We start from the raw sequence: 17,974 nt of genomic DNA, 5'->3' as shown, positions 1-17,974 counted from the left end.
GTACAATAATTTCCGATCTCTAAACTCACCCTAGTGGCGAATAATACTGCATAGCTATCATGGCGATACGATATCAATTAGCGGGTTAGAAAATCATGATAAATCTAGAAGTGGGTACGCAAATTCATTACCCGATATTACTGAAGGTTTGGGAGTCATCCGTACGTGCTACGCATGATTTTTTACAGGAACAGGATATTCAGGCGCTACGTCCTCTATTGCATACGTATTTTCCTGACCTGAATATTACGTTCGCTCGTCTTTGCTGTGACAGTTCAATCGTGGGCTTTACAGGGGTAAGCGAAAACCGCATTGAAATGCTCTTTGTGGATGCAGCTCAACGCGGAAAAGGCGTTGGGAAGCGACTCCTGAGGCATGCTATCGACGTCCAGAGGGCTGATGAACTCGACGTAAATGAACAGAATCCCCAAGCGATTACCTTTTATAAAAAGCATGGTTTTGAAACTGTGGGTCGTTCTGAAGTTGACGGTCAGGGTAGACCATACCCTTTGTTGCATATGAAGCTACGGGAAACATCACAGGTCATAACCTATGAATAACGACCATAAGCGGCTGCGATGAACGAATAGGAGGCGCTATTTATACTAAGGAAGTAAGATGCTTTTGCCAGATTCAAGCTTTACAAAAACCGTCGTTCAATCGTCATTTGAGCAATGAGTCGTCATCTGTTTGTTTCTCTGGATGGGCCGAAGGGAGCGGGCAAAACCACACTGTTGGAGGCCATGACGAAAGTACTCAGGGCGGACAACAAGAAAGTGATCCGACTTTGCGAGAAAAAAAGCGATCCCTACAGGGGGGAAACAATGGCCCTTGTTAACAGGCTCGCCAGAAATCCTAGCCTAGATTTGGAATGGGAGGTTTGTCAGCGCTTTGCTGATAGCCGTACCTGGATTTCCCAGCACGTGCTGACTAAACAGCCATCGGACAGCATTATCTTGATGGATCGCTGGTACCCGTCGGATGCCGCGTTTCGCCGGATGGTTCCATTTGCAGAGATTTTACAGCTTAACATTGAGCGAAACGTGCGAACGCCAGACCTGCATGTCGGGGTTGTTACTGCGCCTGATATTTCATGGGCGAGGGCAGCGGCCCGACCGCGTGGGTTAAGTAGTTCCGTGATTCATAAGCTGGAAGAGCATATCGCTTGTACCAAGGCGTTTGAGCGAGAAATAGCAAATCACGACTGGGTTTTATGCCGTAATGAAGGGACTATCGAAGCGGCAACGATGCAGGTGGTTTCTGAAATTTACAGAGTGCTGGGATGTCCGATAGACATTGGCTTTGCGGGAAGAGCCTCCGGCACATGTCGCCAGTAATTACGGCAACCTATTTCCCCAAACAACAAAACGCCCGCTTAAGTTTCCTTAAGCAGGCGTCTTTAATTTGGCTCCTCTGACTGGACTCGAACCAGTGACATACGGATTAACAGTCCGCCGTTCTACCGACTGAACTACAGAGGAATCGTGTGAACGGGGCGCATGATATCTAGCATGCCTGATCCTGTCAACGCTAAATTAGTAGATTTGAATTGAATGCTCAGCATATGAGCAGTCGGCGGTCATCGTTGCTTCTTGTTTTCGCCAGCGTAACTGTTTTCTCCAGCGTTACTGTTTTCCGCAGCGCTATTGTTTTTCCCAGCGTTTTAGTCGAGCCAGTGGATCTTGACGATAAAAAGCACAGAAATGTTGATACACAGTGGGAAAACGGCCTTCTAACAATTCCGGCGCACTGAAAAAATATTCAGATAACACAGCAAAACATTCGGCTGGGTCACTGGCGGCATAGGCATCCATACTGGCAGCTTCAACGCCGACCATATCGATTTCATCTTGAATATTATCCATGGCCTGATGCAGATCATACTCCCACGAGGCAACATCACGCATCGCAATTGGGGGAACACCGTTTGAATTGCCGCCATTGCGCATATCCAATTTATGAGCGGCTTCGTGAATAACCAAATTAAAACCTGATAAATCAAATGAATCTTGAATATCTTGCCAATTAAGAACAATCGGCCCTTGTTCCCAGCTCTGGCCAGATTGCACCGTTTGACCTGAATGGACTAAGCCGAGATCGTCTTGCCATTCATCCTCTACCACGAAAGGTGAGGGGTAAATAAGCACCTCATGAAAGCCATCTAGCCATTTGGCACCGAGTTCCATGACGGGAAGCGCAAAAAGCAGCGTCAGCCGAGCTTGCATCAATGGTGTGAGTACCAAACCCTGTAACGGTACCAGCCGTTTTTGTTGCAGCAGTTGGCTCGCCACAGAAACCAGGCGCTCTTGTTCTTGCTCGTTCAAAGGCGCTAACAAGGGGATATCTAGGGCTTCACGCCACTGTGCGAGTATCTCCGCTTGCGGTTGATTTGCTTTCCACAGCCACTTAATCATCAGGTTGCTCACAAAGTGATAATTCGAACGTCTAAAGCAGGGAGGTGTTGTTGTAAACATGCCGCAAAAGGGGCCATGTTCGCAACCATTTCATTGAGAGATTCATGAGTGGTTGAAAAGGCCGCCTCGAAAACACCCGAGGAGAGATTCTTTTAGAGGGAAAATCCCTCGCACACTGACATTATTCAAGCACTTATAGAAAAAAAATTCAGCGATCCTTATCACACTAAGTCTTCATGTTCTTATTAGGCATTCAGGTCAATACAGAGTTTCATTTAGGCAATGTCGGGATCGTATTACATGCGCTGGCCAGCCAATTTTTAGAGCGGGGCCAATAAGGTTACTGGCTTTTTTTCTTACCGAAAATCTTCATTAAAGCACCAATAGCGCAGCCGATGACCACGCCTAAAATAACCCATTCAGTAAATGACATAATTATACCTTTTCATTTGTTTTGCCTGATTATATGAATTATTCCCTATTTGTCCATGTCGGGGCTGCGCTGTATCTACTGCTCAATAAAGTTCAACATTGTGAGGACACCAATCGTCGACCATACTCGTTGTGGCAAAAATATTCGTAGTTTTAATAAGGATATAAATGATGACAAGAACAATAAAGAATCTGCGATTAATAGCCCTGTTGTTGATGCTCGGTAGCTTTGCAAATCATGCCGCGCCGATTATTGCACCTCCAACAGGCTACACCTTGGAACGAGTCGTTATTTTGAGTCGCCATGGTGTGCGTTCTCCGACCAAACAAACACAGTTAATGAATGATGTCACCCCAGATAAATGGCCACAATGGCCGGTTCAAGCAGGGTACTTAACACCTCGAGGGGCGCAATTAGTGACTTTAATGGGCGCTTTTTATGGTGACTACTTTCGCCTCCGAGGCTTAATTCCAGAGGGCTGTCCACCTAATGGGACCCTATATGCTCAGGCCGATGTCGATCAGCGCACTCGTTTAACAGGGCAAGCATTTTTAGAGGGTATCGCACCGGGTTGTGGTCTGAAAGTGCACTATCAGGCTGATTTGAAAAAGGTTGACCCGCTGTTTCACCCCGTTGACGCCGGTGTGTGTAAGTTAGATGCCGATCAAACTCATCAGGCCATTGAAGCACGATTGGGGGGACCATTGAGTGAGCTGAGCCAGCGCTATGCCAAGCCATTTGCTCAGATGGGTGAGGTCTTAAACTTCGCTGGGTCACCTTATTGCCAATCACTGCAACAGCAGGGAAAAACCTGTGATTTTGCGACCTTCGCAGCGAATAAAGTTGAGGTGAATCAAGCGGGGACTAAAGTCTCACTCAGTGGTCCCTTGGTATTATCTTCGACGCTGGGTGAAATTTTTTTATTACAAAATTCGCAAGGTATGACGGATGTCGCTTGGCATCGGTTAACGGGTGAAGACAATTGGCGTTCCTTGTTGTCACTGCATAATGCGCAGTTTGATTTGATGGCCAAAACACCTTATATCGCTCGCCACAAGGGAACCCCGCTGTTACAACAAATTGACACTGCACTGGTGCTTGAGCGTAAGGGGCAAGGGCAAACCTTGCCGTTAGTTGCACAAACTAAAATCCTTTTCCTCGGGGGTCATGATACCAATATCGCTAATATTGGCGGTATGCTCGGGGCTGACTGGCAACTTCCTCAGCAACCTGATAATACCCCACCAGGTGGCGGACTTGTTTTTGAGCTGTGGCAAGATCCAATGAATCATCAGCGCTATGTGGCGGTCAAAATGTTTTATCAAACAATGGATCAGTTACGGAATACCGAAAAGCTGGATTTAAATAATAACCCAGCAGGTGTTGTTCCTATTGAAATCGATGGTTGCGAGAACATCGGCGCTAATAAGCTCTGTCAACTGACCACTTTCCAAAATAAAGTGGCGCAAGCGATTGAGCCTGCATGTCATATTTAAATGTTGCTATCCGGCTGGCTTTAAGGCGAGCCGGATACGACTCTTTTAATGTTGGACGACGATTATTATTTTTTTAAACGTTATTTTTAATATAAATAGCAAGGCCGGAGCAACTCAACTCATAAAAAGTTGCTCCGGAGCGTTAGCGGCTAACAAATATGCTCTGTGAGACTAAACCTAACTTGAAATAGTACTCTTTACAACGTGATGCTATTTAGGGTCATTAACCCAGTCGAACTAAATCAAAAGGAACGTAACGCGCGCCGGTATGTTGCAGTTCCACAACAGGCTCACGCTCAGCCTGTACTGGGGCCAACCCTTCAGCATGAATCGCTTTTGCTACGTCAATCTCCCCTGTTTGCGCGACCATAACACGTTTGCCTGGGATGATTGGGTTTCTGTTTCTGTCATAGACCTTAACCATACTAACCTCCAATATTCATTTGAGTTGATTTGTATTTTCTAGGCAAATGAAAACAAACTAATGTTTAAGTCAACGTAAGCATGAGCAAGGTTATAATATGTTGGTTTCGATAAGGAAAAATAGAGCCATTCAATCTACAATATTGCGATGCCGTTCTATCCGACCCGAAAAATTATATTTATTTTTTATCGGGGATCAAGTTGTGAACCCATTTTTTTTTGAAAAAATTTCGATGCGAATAATACCGTGTTATCACTATGCTTTATATGGAATCCACACAACTGCAGATTCCATAATAGATGAAGTCACTGGACAGTGAATGAGCTATATCAGCGTCTTCTGCGTCAGAGATTCGAGTATCTTTAACGGGGATTGCTGCGGGTTTTTCATCCCACTGACCGGCAACAAGAAAGTCTGCTCCAACATATATTGTCCCCCATGGCTGCGTGAGGTGTTTGATCTGAAAAACAGATCCAACTGCTGCCTGATGGGAAATCAATCGCTTCCTGTCGGCCATTTTGTTGATAATCCAGATCCGATTTCATTTTATCGTGTAGCTGAAGCATCAGGTGGTCGTAATGGCTACGGCGGCGTTTAGTAATGCCTACTTTATGTTGCAACCAACTACTGACGGGCGAATAACGATCCAATTGAGGCAAGTAACGGCTCGCAAGCTGTGTAAAGTCTTCGCCCACACGCCAGGAACGAGGTTCCCCCTGCGGGTTGATATTGGAAAAAATGCGAATAATACGTTCGCCGTAATTAGGACGAGAGGGGAAAGCGTCAACATGTAAGCGGCTATCATCTTTACGCCAAGATGTCTTATCACGCCAAGCCGTCACTGGGTGTAAGCGCAGACTATTCGTTGGGCTTTGCAGGACGGAGGTGTATTCCGGCAGTAATTGATTCACTAGACTAAGACAATGTTGGTAATAACGTTCAAGTAACTGGCGAACTAACTCAACTTTACTTTCGTCGGTAACCCCTGTGAGCACGCCTTCTAGGGGTTTAAGGCTGATATTCTTACGTTTAGCGTCAACAAGTGCAGGGTTTAACAGTTGTTTTTCCTGCTCACTCAATTCAAAAGCAAGGTGAGGTAAAAACAAAACCTTACCTTGCTCCAGTGCCTCAACAGCGCTGAAGTATTCTGTACCTTGTTGATCCCAATGGTTATTGGGAAGCGTCAGAATCAATGAATCTGACGCCTGATTTACATTATCATTACTCATCAGTTATCCGCTGTAAGATATTCATTCAGTGATTGGAATCATAACGCTTTATGATAGATAAAGTGAGGTTTGTAACACAACTTTCAGAATTTTATGCCTTTCACTAAGGGGACTAATGGCGGTAACCGTCTCAGGACAGGGGAAGACTTTACAATTGATGTTTGAATTTCAGCATGTTGTGACCAACGGTCGGTGATGGTATCTAATTGCTCCATCGATTGAATGTGTAACCGACTAATAAAGCAATCGTCACCGGCCACTTTGTCGCACTCAACACATTCTGGTGTTTCTTGAATGCTTTGTTGGGCCACTTGTCGCATGCCAACAAAGGGCTTAACACGCACAATTGCTTGCAGGGCATAGCCGAATGCGCGTTGGTCTAAGTCCAAAGTGTAGCTGCGGATTATTTTACGTTCTTCAAAGCGCCGCAGACGTTCTGATGTGCTGGGGGAGGAGAGGTTGACCTGTTGAGATAAATCTTTTAATGAGATCCGAGCGTTCTCTGCCAAAATAGTAATCAATTGCTCGTCAATCTTATCCATATTTTACGCTGGCCTCTTATTATTAGGTACATTTGCTTGATTATAGGCGATTTTTTAATGTATTACTTATCTACGCCTAATAAATCGAATGTATCTTAAAAAAATAAAAGGCCAATCTGTGTTGGCCGGTTTAACACCTAATGGACAAGCGTGTGTATCAGTGCTTAACGCCCTAATGCTGATGTGCTAGCTAATGTAGCCATAGTGCTAAGATCATTGGACTGACTTGACTTTTTTTGCAAATAGGCCAAATCATAGACATCATAAAAATCGATTTCACCTTTATTGCTAATAATATGTTTGAAGCGCAGCTTAAATTCATCACTGATATTCTTACTATTTAATATTTCTTCAATTGCTTGTGCCGATAAGGCACGACTAAAGAACCACTCTCCGTTGTAACAAACGCGTAAATCAAGAACACCAATATCCTCAAACCTAAATATCGGTTTGATTTCCATCATAAGAATGGCCGACATCAGCACAAAGAATACGGTAAAAGCGATCATATATCCGCTGCCGAAGTAGGGGGTTAAGTACATCAAAATTAAAACAAAAAAATAGGAAACTAACATTGCCAAGCAAAGGTAAGGATGCTTGTAGACAAAATCGCTATTAAATTTTAATCGACCATCTCTTTTTTCTTTTTGATTTATTCTTGCAATATCATCGATTAATATCTTTTTAATGATGTCCATAATTATAACCTTGTGTTTAATGACTAATTGAATTAAACCATACCGCTTATTATAGGTTAGCATGGAATATTCATTATAAAGCATAGCAGTTGACGCATTTTGGCCGCTAAACTGTTATAGGTAAGGGAAAGCGAATAGAGAGATATATTATTTATTTATCAGGTGAAAGCAACTACTTAACTGTTGAATTCACCTGATGGTCAACTACTGTATCGTAGACAGACAACGCCACAAATAGCGCTAAACAGTTAGGACGATTTTACCAATATGCGTACTGCTTTCCATCAATTCATGCGCTTTTGAGGCCTCTGCCAATGGGTATGACTGGAAGATTTGCGGCTTTATTTTACCTACGCCTAGCAAAGGCCAAACTTGTTGTTCCAATTCTTTGGCGATCAGTGCTTTTTCTGCCACGCTGCGTGAGCGTAATGTCGAACCGGTATGTGTTAGGCGTTTTAGCAGCATTAACATTAAGTTAAGCTCTTTGACGATGCCGTTTTGCGTCCCAACTTGAATAATACGCCCATTCATCGCGGCTGCTTCGTAGTTACGCGCAACATAATCACCCGCGATGAGATCAACAATGATATCAACCCCCTTACCTGATGTGGCCCGCTTGGTTTCTTCAACAAAATCTTGAGTGCGGTAGTTAATGGCGATATCTGCGCCTAATGCGAGGCAAGCCTGTTGTTTTTCTTCTGATCCGACGGTGACGATCACCGTTTTTGCCCCAAATGCTTTGCTGAGCATAATGGCCGTCGTTCCTATACCGGATGTTCCACCGTGAATTAAGACAGTTTCACCCGCAGTAAAGCGACCGCGTTGGAAGAGATTGGTCCATACAGTAAAGAACGTTTCTGGTAACGCTGCTGCTTCGATATCCGTCAGGCCATCGGGAATCGGCAAGGAATTAGTCTCGTGTATCACGCAGTACTGGGCATATCCCCCACCTGCAATTAATCCGCACACTTTGTCCCCAATTTTGAAACGAGTTACGTCTGCGGCAATCGCAATAACCTCACCTGCAACCTCTAATCCTGGAATATCAGATGCTCCTGGAGGTGGCGCATAATGACCTCTACGCTGTAACACGTCTGGGCGGTTAACACCTGTGGCTGATACTTTAACTAGAATTTCACCCGCAGCAGGCATAGGAATAGGCCGTTTTACAGGAACTAACACTTCTGGCCCACCGGACTGTGAGATTTCAATCGCCAGCATGTTTTCCGGAAGTTGAGTTAATAGTTTCATATAAGTCCTCTGTTGCGTGAAGGTGCAAGATCAGATGCAATGTCAGTAGTGAGGTGACTATCTTATTCCTGTTCTAGTCATCATACATAACTTGAATGTGTTTAAGTCATGGCTCAATTGCCAGTGTGTTGCAAAGTAGAAGGCAAAAAAAGCGCCCAATAGGGTGGGCGCATAAAAAGGAGTCGATCATGTAAGGACAGACTTGCATGGTGACAAAGAAGGCAGGGCAAATATCAAGACTAAGAGATGTTTGAACGCCATGATTGTATGAGTGTTACGCCTATGCCGATATAGGTATTAATCTGAAATTAAGCGCGACCTAAAGAAGAAAAAGCACCGCTCGTTTCACGGTTAATCTAAACGTTATATTGCCAGCAGACCCGATATTGATAGTGTTGGCCCGTAAGCAAATCATCGATATGAACACTAGGACTCCAGGAGTCATCACCACCCACCCCCATATGGAAACCATCAATATTGAGCCAAGTGCCTTGCTCCGTTTTGAGTCGATGCTGGTGGCTGGTGCTCATCAGTTGCTCTGTACTGTAGCGGCTTATGCCGAAATGGAATTGCCCAGTGACCTGCCAATGGCCGTAATTCAAGCGGTTAGTATTGCAGCGTAACCCATTCTCGCTGGGGAAAATGTAAGGTGTATGCATCTGTTCAAGAGGCTGTGACCAGTAGCTATATTGTGCTGACAGTTTGCGGTCAGGGTAGTTTTCATGTGGCCCTAAACCTATCCATTCGACATTTTCTGCAATGTCAGATAATTGGCAGTGCATACCAATTCTTGCTGGGGCAGGGAGTGCCGTTGCCAATTGGGCACGCACATCAATCGTCATTCGCCCTTGTTGATCAAAACGGTATAGCCAATGTGAATGTATTAGCCGTCGACCTTCAAATTCGTAGCTGTACTGCGCACTGATTTGTATTGAATCAGACAGGCTGTCGGCTTGTAATGATAAACAACGGGATTCCAACTGATACATCCCAGCTTTCTTCCAGCGCTCGACCCAAGCATTGGGGTCGATACGTGTGGTTTCACTGATACCGATATCGTTATCTAGCGGGGCTCGCACAAATTGATCGCGCAATGGGTTGAGTAATAAAGGCCTCTCATCTGCCCACCATTGTGTGAGCAACCCAGATTCACGGCAGAACTGCCAGCGTTGTTGCTGATGTTCCACGGTAATATGGTGAGTATCTTGATGGAGTTGAAGCACACTTAGCAGGTTAGCGTCATGTTGCGGCGTCGACTCAACGGGGAGTGCCTGCGGTAGGTGCCATTGGTGCCATGCGCTACGGTGGCCGCTAGGTGACCAAGGTGTCTCTACTCTCTGACGCACTTCAACGTTCAACCATAAATCGTCAGGGTTATTGAGTGTCGGTAACTGTTCCTGAAGTTTGTAGTGGCGGGTACTTTCAGGAGGTAAATCCAATAGAAGATTCCCCTCAAGTATCGTTTCCCCTGCCAATTCAATCCGCCAAAACAGTTGTTCGTTATCACTAGTTCTGAACAGAAACTCGCTGGTAACACTGATGATCAGTGGAGTGGTACTGACCAGTGAAAATTGAAAGAACTGTTGCGCACATTGTGCTTCGTACAAGCTAGGATGTGGGCTGCGGTCAGGGAAAACCAATCCGTTCATACAGAATTGACGGTCATTGGGTTTATCTCCAAAGTCACCACCGTAGGCCCAATAAGGTTGGCCATGCTCGTCATGGTGGGTAAGACTCTGATCAACCCAATCCCAAACAAACCCTCCTTGCAGCCGTGGATACTGGCGAAATGCTTGCCAATAGCGAGCAAAACCACCGAAGCTGTTGCCCATCGCATGAGCATACTCGCATAGAATCAGCGGACGGGATTCATCTGGTAAGCCAATCCATTTTTTAATGGCCCACTTGGGGACGGCGGGGAAGGGTTGATCTTCATCCACTCGTGCATACATGGGGCAGACAATATCTGTTGCGGCAGTATTTGCACCGCCACCTTCATACTGCACAGGGCGAGTGGGGTCATTGGTTTTAATCCAGCGATAAAGGGCATCATGGCTGGCACCATGACCCGATTCATTACCCAATGACCAGATGATGATACAAGGGTGATTACGGTCTCGTTGAATCATCCGAGTCACGCGTTCACTAAAGGCTGAAAACCATTGTGGGTCGTCCGCCAAGCGGCTCATGGGCTGCATGCCATGTGTTTCGATATTGGCCTCGTCAACGACATACAAGCCGTAGCGATCACATAGCCGATACCACAACGGATGGTTTGGATAGTGGGAACAACGGACGGCGTTAAAGTTATGCTGCTTCATCAGAATGATGTCTTGCAGCATACTGGCCTCATCTATTGCTTGGCCGGTTTGTGGATGGTGTTCATGGCGATTTACCCCGCGAATCAGCACTGCTTTGCCATTAACTTTCAGCAGCCCCTGATGAATGGCGACTTGCCTGAATCCAACATCATAGGCTTCTGCCTCAATCAACTCATCTTGGTCATTGAGTAGGGAAACCACCGCACGATACAGGGTTGGTTCCTCTGCACTCCACAATAAGGGGCGTTCAACCCGCATACTCAAACGAGTGCGATCAGAATAATGACCTCGTTCGTCAATCGCTTCAGTGCCTAAGGGTTGCTTCTTGCTTGTGATCAGTTGATCGGCTAACCAAAGCTGTATGCGGATTTGAAAGGCACCGGTCACTAAAGGGTTGTTCATTTGAAGTGGTGGGATGTTAACAGCGGCCATCACCTCTAAATTGGCTGAACTGAATTCTGGCGATAAATGGGTGGCGATATGAATATCGCGCAAATGGATGTCAGGTTTATGGAGCAAACTCACATCGCGGAAGATACCACTCATGCGCCACATGTCCTGATCTTCCAGATAGGTGCCATCACTCCAGCGTAAAACTAGGACGGCAATACGATTATTGCCTGCTTGTAAATACGGCGTGAGATCGAATTCGGCAGGGAGGCGACTGTCTTGGGAGTAACCGACCCATGACCCATTACACCAGAGGTAAAATGCGGAGTTGACGCCATCAAAAATAATGCGTGTTTGACCCGATGCGAGCCAATCCGGTGCTAACGTGAACTCACGTGAATAGCAGCCTGTCGGATTCTCCTCTGGCACTCGAGGAGGATCAACAGGAATAGGATATTGCACGTTAGTATAAATGGGTGTGTCATAGCCATGGCGTTGCCAATTTGCGGGAACCGGTATTGTCGCCACTCCGGCTAAATCATGTTCAACCCAAGCGTCGGGAACGTCTTCTGGCTGAGGGAAATAGCTAAATGACCACAATCCATTCAGTAACTGTCGCTGTGATGATATAGCGTCGTTTTGTGCGGAATCGACATCACGCCAACTATGAAAAGGAGGATGCGCCTCAAGGCGGTGATACTGCGTCACTTGCGGGTTCTCCCAATCCCTGCGAGATAAAATCTGCGAGAGGGTGGGCTTGACCTGCTGTTGAACCCTTTGCGGTGACGTCATGATATCAGCCTCTTAGTTTGCGAATGTATTCTTGTTTTTGCCCGCAACAACCATAAATGTTATGCGCTCACAATTTGATGCAACCAAGATGAATTCAGTGGCAGATAAAGTAAATAGTCGTGGGTTAAATAGTCGAGAATGATCGCAATTATTCGTTCTTGGGTGTGAATAACGCAGTTGTCTGGCGGATTGTGAGTTTGGTCGCTAATAACAAGGTTTCAGAAGGTGGCTCAATGTTATGGTGCAATCTGACTATCAGGCGGGAAACGCTTTCTTCACCCAATAGTTTGAAATTCTGCCGCACCGTCGTCAGTGGCGGCTGGAAATAGGCACTGTCTGCGGTGTCATCGTAACCGACGACAGAAACCTGACCCGGTACATCAATATCATGCTCATGGAGTGCCCGTAATACGCCCAATGCCATTTGATCGTTAGCAACTAAAATGGCGCTAAATTGAATGTGGCTGCTCAGGAGTTTCTGCGTGGCCTGATAACCACTACGCGCATCCCATTCACCATAGTAAACGGCCTGAGGCGTGAGTGAGGCACTGTTCAGCGCCTGTTGCCAGCCTTGATAGCGCAATTGCGCCGAAATGGCGTCTTTCGGCCCACAAATCAAGGCAATTTGCTGGTGGCCTAATGAAAGTAAATGCTTAGCCCCCTGAATGGCCCCCACTTTTGGGTCAAACAACACACTGAAAGCGGCAGATTGTGGGTCAACATCCAGAAACAACACGGGTGTGCCTGCACATTGCTGGACGACTTTTTGGCTACGGGTTGGTTTCAACGGAACATTCACTAAAATGCCATCAACGCGCTGTGCAAGTAGCTCATTTATCGCTTGCTGGCAGGCAAGGTCACTGTGGTCATCTACCATTGCAATGACAATGGAATACCCCAACTCACGCGCTTTGCTTTTTATGGCGGCTGCAATTTGCGAAGGCGCATGTAAAGAGAGGTCAGTGGTGGCTAGCCCGAGCGTCAGACTGTGTTTACCCGCTAACTGCTGTGCTACCCGATTAGGGACATAGTTAAGATCCGCCATCGCTTGTTCAACTTTAGTGCGGGTTTTCGGCGAAACATGAACCGCCTGATTTAAAACGCGCGATACAGTTTGATACGAAACCCCCGCTTGATGGGCGACATCATCCAAAGTGATAGATTTTGGTTTCATCTCTCGTTCTCGCATCTCTTTCGGATAGGTGATTGCTTATTCTAGCAAAACTATAAGGTAAACTTTTAGTCCCGACGGTTAAACGTGATAATCAGCAGGCGCATTTAGCGAATTTTATTATTATTTTTCTGAATATTTCCGATTGCATGGATGTGAGAAGAAAATAATGTGGTGATTATTTCGTGTAATAACGCGCATCCAGCGCATAATAAGTGGCTTTTTTGGCTTTATTTTAGCCAAGCGAACAAGAATCTTTAGTTTACACGCTAAAAAGAGTTGCTATTAAAAGCCGGTCATGAGTTAATGCGTCTCGGCCTGTGGTACAGACCTATTTATGCACGACATCTTGAGTAAAGTGGTTCATATTTAAAGCGTTATCGTTGATAGCTCTTCACTGACGAATTTCCTTCATAGTGCCTCCATAAGTAACGACTGATAACCGGCTATAACACGCCCATGGTGGCAAAAATTTTTTAATAAAGGAAATAAACATGTCTAACATGATGAAAGGTCAAGTAAAGTGGTTCAACGAGTCTAAAGGCTTCGGCTTCATCACTCCAGCTGATGGCAGCAAAGACGTGTTCGTTCACTTCTCTGCTATCCAAGATCAAGGCTTCAAGACCCTGGCTGAAGGCCAGAACGTACAGTTCTCTATCGAGAACGGTGCTAAAGGTCCGTCTGCAGCAAACGTAACTGCAATCTAATTGGCCTTTGGCTGATTACAAAAAACCCGCTAAGGCGGGTTTTTTTACGTCCTAACGCAGCACAAAACCACCTATATCCCACAATAGCAGCCTGACTGACGAGATATTTCTATCTTTGTTGACTGGGTGGCCCCATTTTAATCGTGGCACGATCATCCCTCATTTTTTTCGCGCAAATAAATTCGGTCAAAGCATACCGTTATCTGCGCGTAAGCCTTATCATTCTCATCTGATTTCGCACTATACCCTTTATACTTGAAGGTGCAGTGTGTTGGCTGCAACTCTCATTAGTTAGCGTATACACTAATAGCATTGATTAAATTGAAGGTAACATCATGAAAGTGAATGATCGGGTGACAGTAAAAACTGATGGCGGCCCACGACGTGAAGGGGTTGTTTTAGAGGTTGAGCAGTTTAGTGAAGGTGTCATGTACCTGGTTTCACTGGAAGATTACCCAGCAGGCGTTTGGTTCTTCAATGAAATTGATAGCCACGATGGGACGTTTGTGGAACCACTACACAAATAGTTTTGGCCGTATTGTGACTGCTCAATACCATACGTATTGCAATAAAAACCGGAGGAAGGTACGCACCTTGCCTCCGGTTTTGCTATTTAATTTTATCCGTCCTCAAATGACGCTATTGTAGCGATCAATTCGTCAGAAAGTTTCCCAATTAAGCGAGTCATCGCCTGATTTCTTATTTACAGGAGCCTGATTTTTGGTTGCGGACGTTGGCGTTGCAGTTTTAAGTTGAGGGGCAGGGCTGCGGCCATTTAAGTGAAACACGGCCACTGCTTGCGTCAAGACTTCAGCTTGTTGCTCAAGAGAAGCAGCAGCGGCAGAAGCCTCTTGAACCAAAGAGGCATTTTGCTGCGTCACATTGTCCATTTCTGAAACGGCTTGCGCCACTTGGCTGATACCTCTGCTTTGTTCATCGGAAGCAGAGGCAATTTCACCCATGATATCGGTGACATGAGTGACAGCAGTGACGATTTCACTCATCGCTTTCCCCGCATCTGATACCAAGATGGAGCCATCGCCAATCAAATCAACCGAGGCTTCAATCAATGACTCGATCTCTTTTGCGGCATCGGCACTGCGCTGGGCCAGATTTCGGACTTCACTGGCGACCACAGCAAAACCGCGGCCTTGTTCACCCGCACGAGCAGCTTCAACGGCCGCGTTGAGTGCCAGAATATTAGTTTGAAAAGCAATGCTATTAATGACATTGGTAATTTCCGCAATCCTCATTGAACTGAGAGATATTTTGTCCATCGTGGTGACAACATCATCAACAATATCGCCACCTTGAGCGGCTTTAGCAGAGGCGTTCGCGGCCAGTTGGCTGGCATGATGAGCATTCTCGGCATTTTGTTTTACGGTTGCAGTGAGTTGCTCCATGCTAGCGGCAGTTTGCTCAAGAGAGGCCGCTTGCTGCTCAGTACGGGCAGAAAGGTCAGTGTTGCCCAATGCAATTTCACTGGAGCCTTGGTAAATAGAGTCGGCACTGCTGCGCACGGCTTCAACTGTAGTGGAGAGCGAATCCTGCATTTGCTGAATGTTGTTGCCTAACACGCCAATCTCATTACGGCCGAAGGCGGCGGGGGTTTGTGTCAAGTCGCCTTGGGCAATACGTTGGATGCGTTCTACCAGCCAATTAATCGGCTTGATGATGACTTTGCTGATCACTAAAAAAGCGATCAATGTCAGTAAAATCGCGAGGATAAAGGCTCCTCCCATCAATAAGTAACCTAGGCGAGCTTCTTGCTGTGCGGTGAGATTAATTTGTGTGGCTTGCTCTGTCCGGTATTTAAACGCTTTGAGTAAGGGTTCATTGTAAGCCGTATCCAATGGGCTCAGTTTTTCTGCTTCCAAGGAAATAACTTCTTCAAAATGTCCCTCTTTGGTCGCGTCGAGCATGGGTTTCATCCCAGTGTCGCGATACTCTTCATAGGCTTTTTTCAGTGGTCCATCTAGCGCCGTGTCGGTGGCAGATTTCACCGGACGGTTATAGTAAAGATTGAACATCTGCTGCGACTGCGCCATCCAACTTTCAGCGTTTTTTAGGCCTTGTTGGTAGCCTTGAGCATCACCAATACGCGCTGATGAGGCCGCCTGAATCAGAATAAGCCGCGCTGTGCGCAAGTAATTTGAGCTATTGGACAGACCCAAGCGGATATCTAGCTCTTGTGTTGCTTCTGCCAGTGATTGGTTGCTCTGTTTTAAAAAGTAACCGGATGTGCCAATTGCCGCTGCAAATAAGAGCAGTATCCCCGCCAAAATGGCGATAAACAAAGAGACCAGACGCATATTATTAACAAAAAATACTTTCGTATTTTGAGTCTGTTCTGGTGCTATTTTTCGATTCAATGGCTGATGCGTACTTCCACGTTTCATTATCGGTTCCGTTTCTATAGTCGCTCGAGGAAAGGTTTTTGCCTGATGTCCTGTTTAGGTGAAGTGGCAACCTTGCGTTGTCGCTTCGATTACGGCAGGCGTAGGCATCGCTGCTTAAAGCTAGTCACCCCTATATCAAAAAATCCCAACTATCCTTTAGAACCTATCGGCAACGGCCCTAAAATCGTTAGGGCTATAAATGAGATCATGATCGCAATTTAGATTAAAGGTTGCGTAGATTTCTGTATTTGAGTCAATGACTTGGTGGCATATTTTCCCATTCAGAATGGGCGGCTGGGTAACAGCGATAATGAAGGTTAAAGTGCACACCTTTTTCATAACGCCAACGTGGTAGAAAGAGAATAATCCATAGCGTAAAGATGTTAATTGATGCTCGATATTACGAGTATTAATGACGCTATTTCATTCGCTAGAATTGGTTTAGAGTTTGTTTAGGAATATAATCTTTACTTAATTATCATCGGCAACTATAATCTTGAAAAAATTAAGTGGAGAAACTCATGGATACGCAAAGTAGTAGTCAAATAAGCAAGGCAAGCTAACCAATCTCCCTATTGATTTGTTGCTTGCCGAAAAATGGCGGGCAGCACCCTCTCTGTATTTCCCGAGCTGTGCATACCCAATAATGTTTTAACTCGATGATAAATCATCGAGGGTATTAATTTGGGTTATTATTATGTTGTTTAACAACCACGCATTATTTCCTCCAGGCGCAATCTGGTTTTTTGCTGAGTAATACGCTAAGTCTATCGCTCGGCACAATTACCTGTGTGCTAAATAGCACATGATTATTCTACCAATGATTAATTCATGGAGAGAATCATGGCATTAACTCCTTTTGTCATAAATTTATTATTAGCGATGTGCCTCGGTGCGTTAATTGGTGCTGAAAGACAATGGCGTCAACGTATGGCTGGCTTACGTACTAATGCATTAGTTGCCACTGGTGCCGCAGTATTTATTCTTAGTTCCTATGCGACTTCGCCTGACAGCCCTGGTCGTATTGCTGCACAAGTTGTTTCAGGAATCGGCTTCCTTGGCGCGGGTGTTATTATGCGTGAAGGCATGAATATTCGAGGCTTGAATACAGCCGCGACACTGTGGTGTTCGGCGGGGATTGGCGTGCTATGTGGCCTAGGGCAGTATTGGAACGCAGTGATCGCCACGGCGGTTATTCTATGCGCCAATATACTGTTACGCGAAGCCGCACAACGGATTAACTTACAACCTCAACAACAAGCAGTTGATTTACAAGTACGTTATCGTATTCAGGTGACTTGCGGCGCTGAGGAAGAAATACTGGTTCGCACCCTTATTTTACAAGCATTAAATGGGGTGGCATTACGTCTGCAATCACTGTGTAGTGCAGATATCGCTAAGCCTGGGCAGTTAGAAGTCTGCGCTGAAATAATTGCAACACCTGCAGAACAAAAAGAAATTGAAGGTATTGTTTGCCGCGTGAGTTTAGAACGTAGTGTCAGTTCTATTCACTGGCGTATTGCATCCGAATTACCTGTTTAATTATTAGCGCTACCCCTTGTGGGAGTAAGGAGTTGTTATGGAAGAGCACCCCAGAGTTAATATCATTAGCTGCTAATTAAATCTAAAATTGGCAGCGCAATAAATAATAGTTCAGCACAAATACTTCTCAATATTTGAGTAGGGTAGCCCTGTGCGTTTAGAATT

The 17,974-nt window shown here is 45.5% G+C and carries 14 protein-coding genes, 1 tRNA gene and 1 pseudogene; 6 read left to right on the top strand and 10 right to left on the bottom strand.

Annotation, left to right across the window (positions count from 1 at the left end):
• The first annotated feature begins 98 nt into the window (after window positions 1-98).
• Both BN68_RS06760 and BN68_RS06755 read left to right on the top strand, forming a co-directional pair.
• The gene (locus BN68_RS06760; RefSeq protein ID WP_391592557.1) at window positions 99-560 is read left to right on the top strand and encodes an acetyltransferase; all 462 of its coding nucleotides are present in this window, start codon (window positions 99-101) and stop codon (window positions 558-560) included.
• 114 nt (window positions 561-674) lie between these two features.
• Complete coding sequence (locus BN68_RS06755) at window positions 675-1,337, top strand: dTMP kinase (protein ID WP_019210403.1); 663 nt, start codon at window positions 675-677, stop codon at window positions 1,335-1,337.
• Between the two features lie 68 nt (window positions 1,338-1,405).
• On the opposite strand, the gene BN68_RS06750 is transcribed toward BN68_RS06755, so the two are convergent.
• Window positions 1,406-1,481 (bottom strand) — tRNA-Asn (locus BN68_RS06750).
• A gap of 162 nt (window positions 1,482-1,643) precedes the next feature.
• Window positions 1,644-2,414 carry a DgsA anti-repressor MtfA gene (gene mtfA, locus BN68_RS06745; RefSeq protein ID WP_019210402.1) on the bottom strand — a complete coding sequence of 257 codons (771 nt, stop codon included), beginning with the start codon at window positions 2,412-2,414 and terminating at the stop codon, window positions 1,644-1,646.
• 603 nt (window positions 2,415-3,017) lie between these two features.
• Here mtfA and BN68_RS06740 point away from each other — a divergent pair.
• Complete coding sequence (locus tag BN68_RS06740; RefSeq protein WP_019210399.1) at window positions 3,018-4,343, top strand: AppA family phytase/histidine-type acid phosphatase; 1,326 nt, start codon at window positions 3,018-3,020, stop codon at window positions 4,341-4,343.
• A gap of 223 nt (window positions 4,344-4,566) precedes the next feature.
• On the opposite strand, the gene ydfZ is transcribed toward BN68_RS06740, so the two are convergent.
• The 7 genes and pseudogenes from ydfZ to BN68_RS06705 all read right to left on the bottom strand — a co-directional run bounded on the left by ydfZ (window position 4,567) and on the right by BN68_RS06705 (window position 13,164).
• The gene (gene ydfZ / locus BN68_RS06735) at window positions 4,567-4,767 is read right to left on the bottom strand and encodes a putative selenium delivery protein YdfZ (RefSeq protein WP_019210398.1); all 201 of its coding nucleotides are present in this window, start codon (window positions 4,765-4,767) and stop codon (window positions 4,567-4,569) included.
• 324 nt (window positions 4,768-5,091) lie between these two features.
• Window positions 5,092-5,996: pseudogene (locus tag BN68_RS06730) on the bottom strand (Kdo hydroxylase family protein).
• Between the two features lie 83 nt (window positions 5,997-6,079).
• On the bottom strand, window positions 6,080-6,538 hold the full coding sequence (locus BN68_RS06725) for an Lrp/AsnC family transcriptional regulator (RefSeq protein ID WP_019210397.1): 459 nt from the start codon (window positions 6,536-6,538) through the stop codon (window positions 6,080-6,082).
• Window positions 6,539-6,702: 164 nt separating this feature from the next.
• On the bottom strand, window positions 6,703-7,236 hold the full coding sequence (locus tag BN68_RS06720; protein ID WP_042806543.1) for a YlaC family protein: 534 nt from the start codon (window positions 7,234-7,236) through the stop codon (window positions 6,703-6,705).
• 240 nt (window positions 7,237-7,476) lie between these two features.
• The gene (locus BN68_RS06715) at window positions 7,477-8,487 is read right to left on the bottom strand and encodes an NAD(P)H-quinone oxidoreductase (protein WP_019210395.1); all 1,011 of its coding nucleotides are present in this window, start codon (window positions 8,485-8,487) and stop codon (window positions 7,477-7,479) included.
• 356 nt (window positions 8,488-8,843) lie between these two features.
• On the bottom strand, window positions 8,844-11,990 hold the full coding sequence (locus tag BN68_RS06710) for a beta-galactosidase (RefSeq protein ID WP_019210394.1): 3,147 nt from the start codon (window positions 11,988-11,990) through the stop codon (window positions 8,844-8,846).
• Window positions 11,991-12,138: 148 nt separating this feature from the next.
• Complete coding sequence (locus BN68_RS06705; RefSeq protein ID WP_019210393.1) at window positions 12,139-13,164, bottom strand: LacI family DNA-binding transcriptional regulator; 1,026 nt, start codon at window positions 13,162-13,164, stop codon at window positions 12,139-12,141.
• 491 nt (window positions 13,165-13,655) lie between these two features.
• On the opposite strand from BN68_RS06705, the gene cspE reads away from it, so the two are divergent.
• Window positions 13,656-13,868 (top strand): transcription antiterminator/RNA stability regulator CspE, encoded by a 213-nt coding sequence (gene cspE, locus BN68_RS06700; protein ID WP_002210893.1) that lies wholly within the window; start codon window positions 13,656-13,658, stop codon window positions 13,866-13,868.
• 335 nt (window positions 13,869-14,203) lie between these two features.
• A complete protein-coding gene (gene dsrB / locus BN68_RS06695) occupies window positions 14,204-14,395 on the top strand; it encodes a protein DsrB (protein WP_004701013.1) in 192 nt (63 codons plus the stop codon).
• Between the two features lie 132 nt (window positions 14,396-14,527).
• On the opposite strand, the gene BN68_RS06690 is transcribed toward dsrB, so the two are convergent.
• A complete protein-coding gene (locus tag BN68_RS06690) occupies window positions 14,528-16,267 on the bottom strand; it encodes a methyl-accepting chemotaxis protein (protein WP_019210392.1) in 1,740 nt (579 codons plus the stop codon).
• Between the two features lie 843 nt (window positions 16,268-17,110).
• On the opposite strand from BN68_RS06690, the gene BN68_RS06685 reads away from it, so the two are divergent.
• Window positions 17,111-17,809 carry an MgtC family protein gene (locus BN68_RS06685; RefSeq protein ID WP_019210391.1) on the top strand — a complete coding sequence of 233 codons (699 nt, stop codon included), beginning with the start codon at window positions 17,111-17,113 and terminating at the stop codon, window positions 17,807-17,809.
• Window positions 17,810-17,974 lie beyond the last annotated feature (165 nt).

It is taken from the genome of Yersinia massiliensis CCUG 53443 (genome assembly GCF_000312485.1).
Classification (GTDB): Bacteria; Pseudomonadota; Gammaproteobacteria; order Enterobacterales; family Enterobacteriaceae; genus Yersinia; species Yersinia massiliensis.
This window is presented reverse-complemented; position numbering and strand designations above follow the sequence as displayed.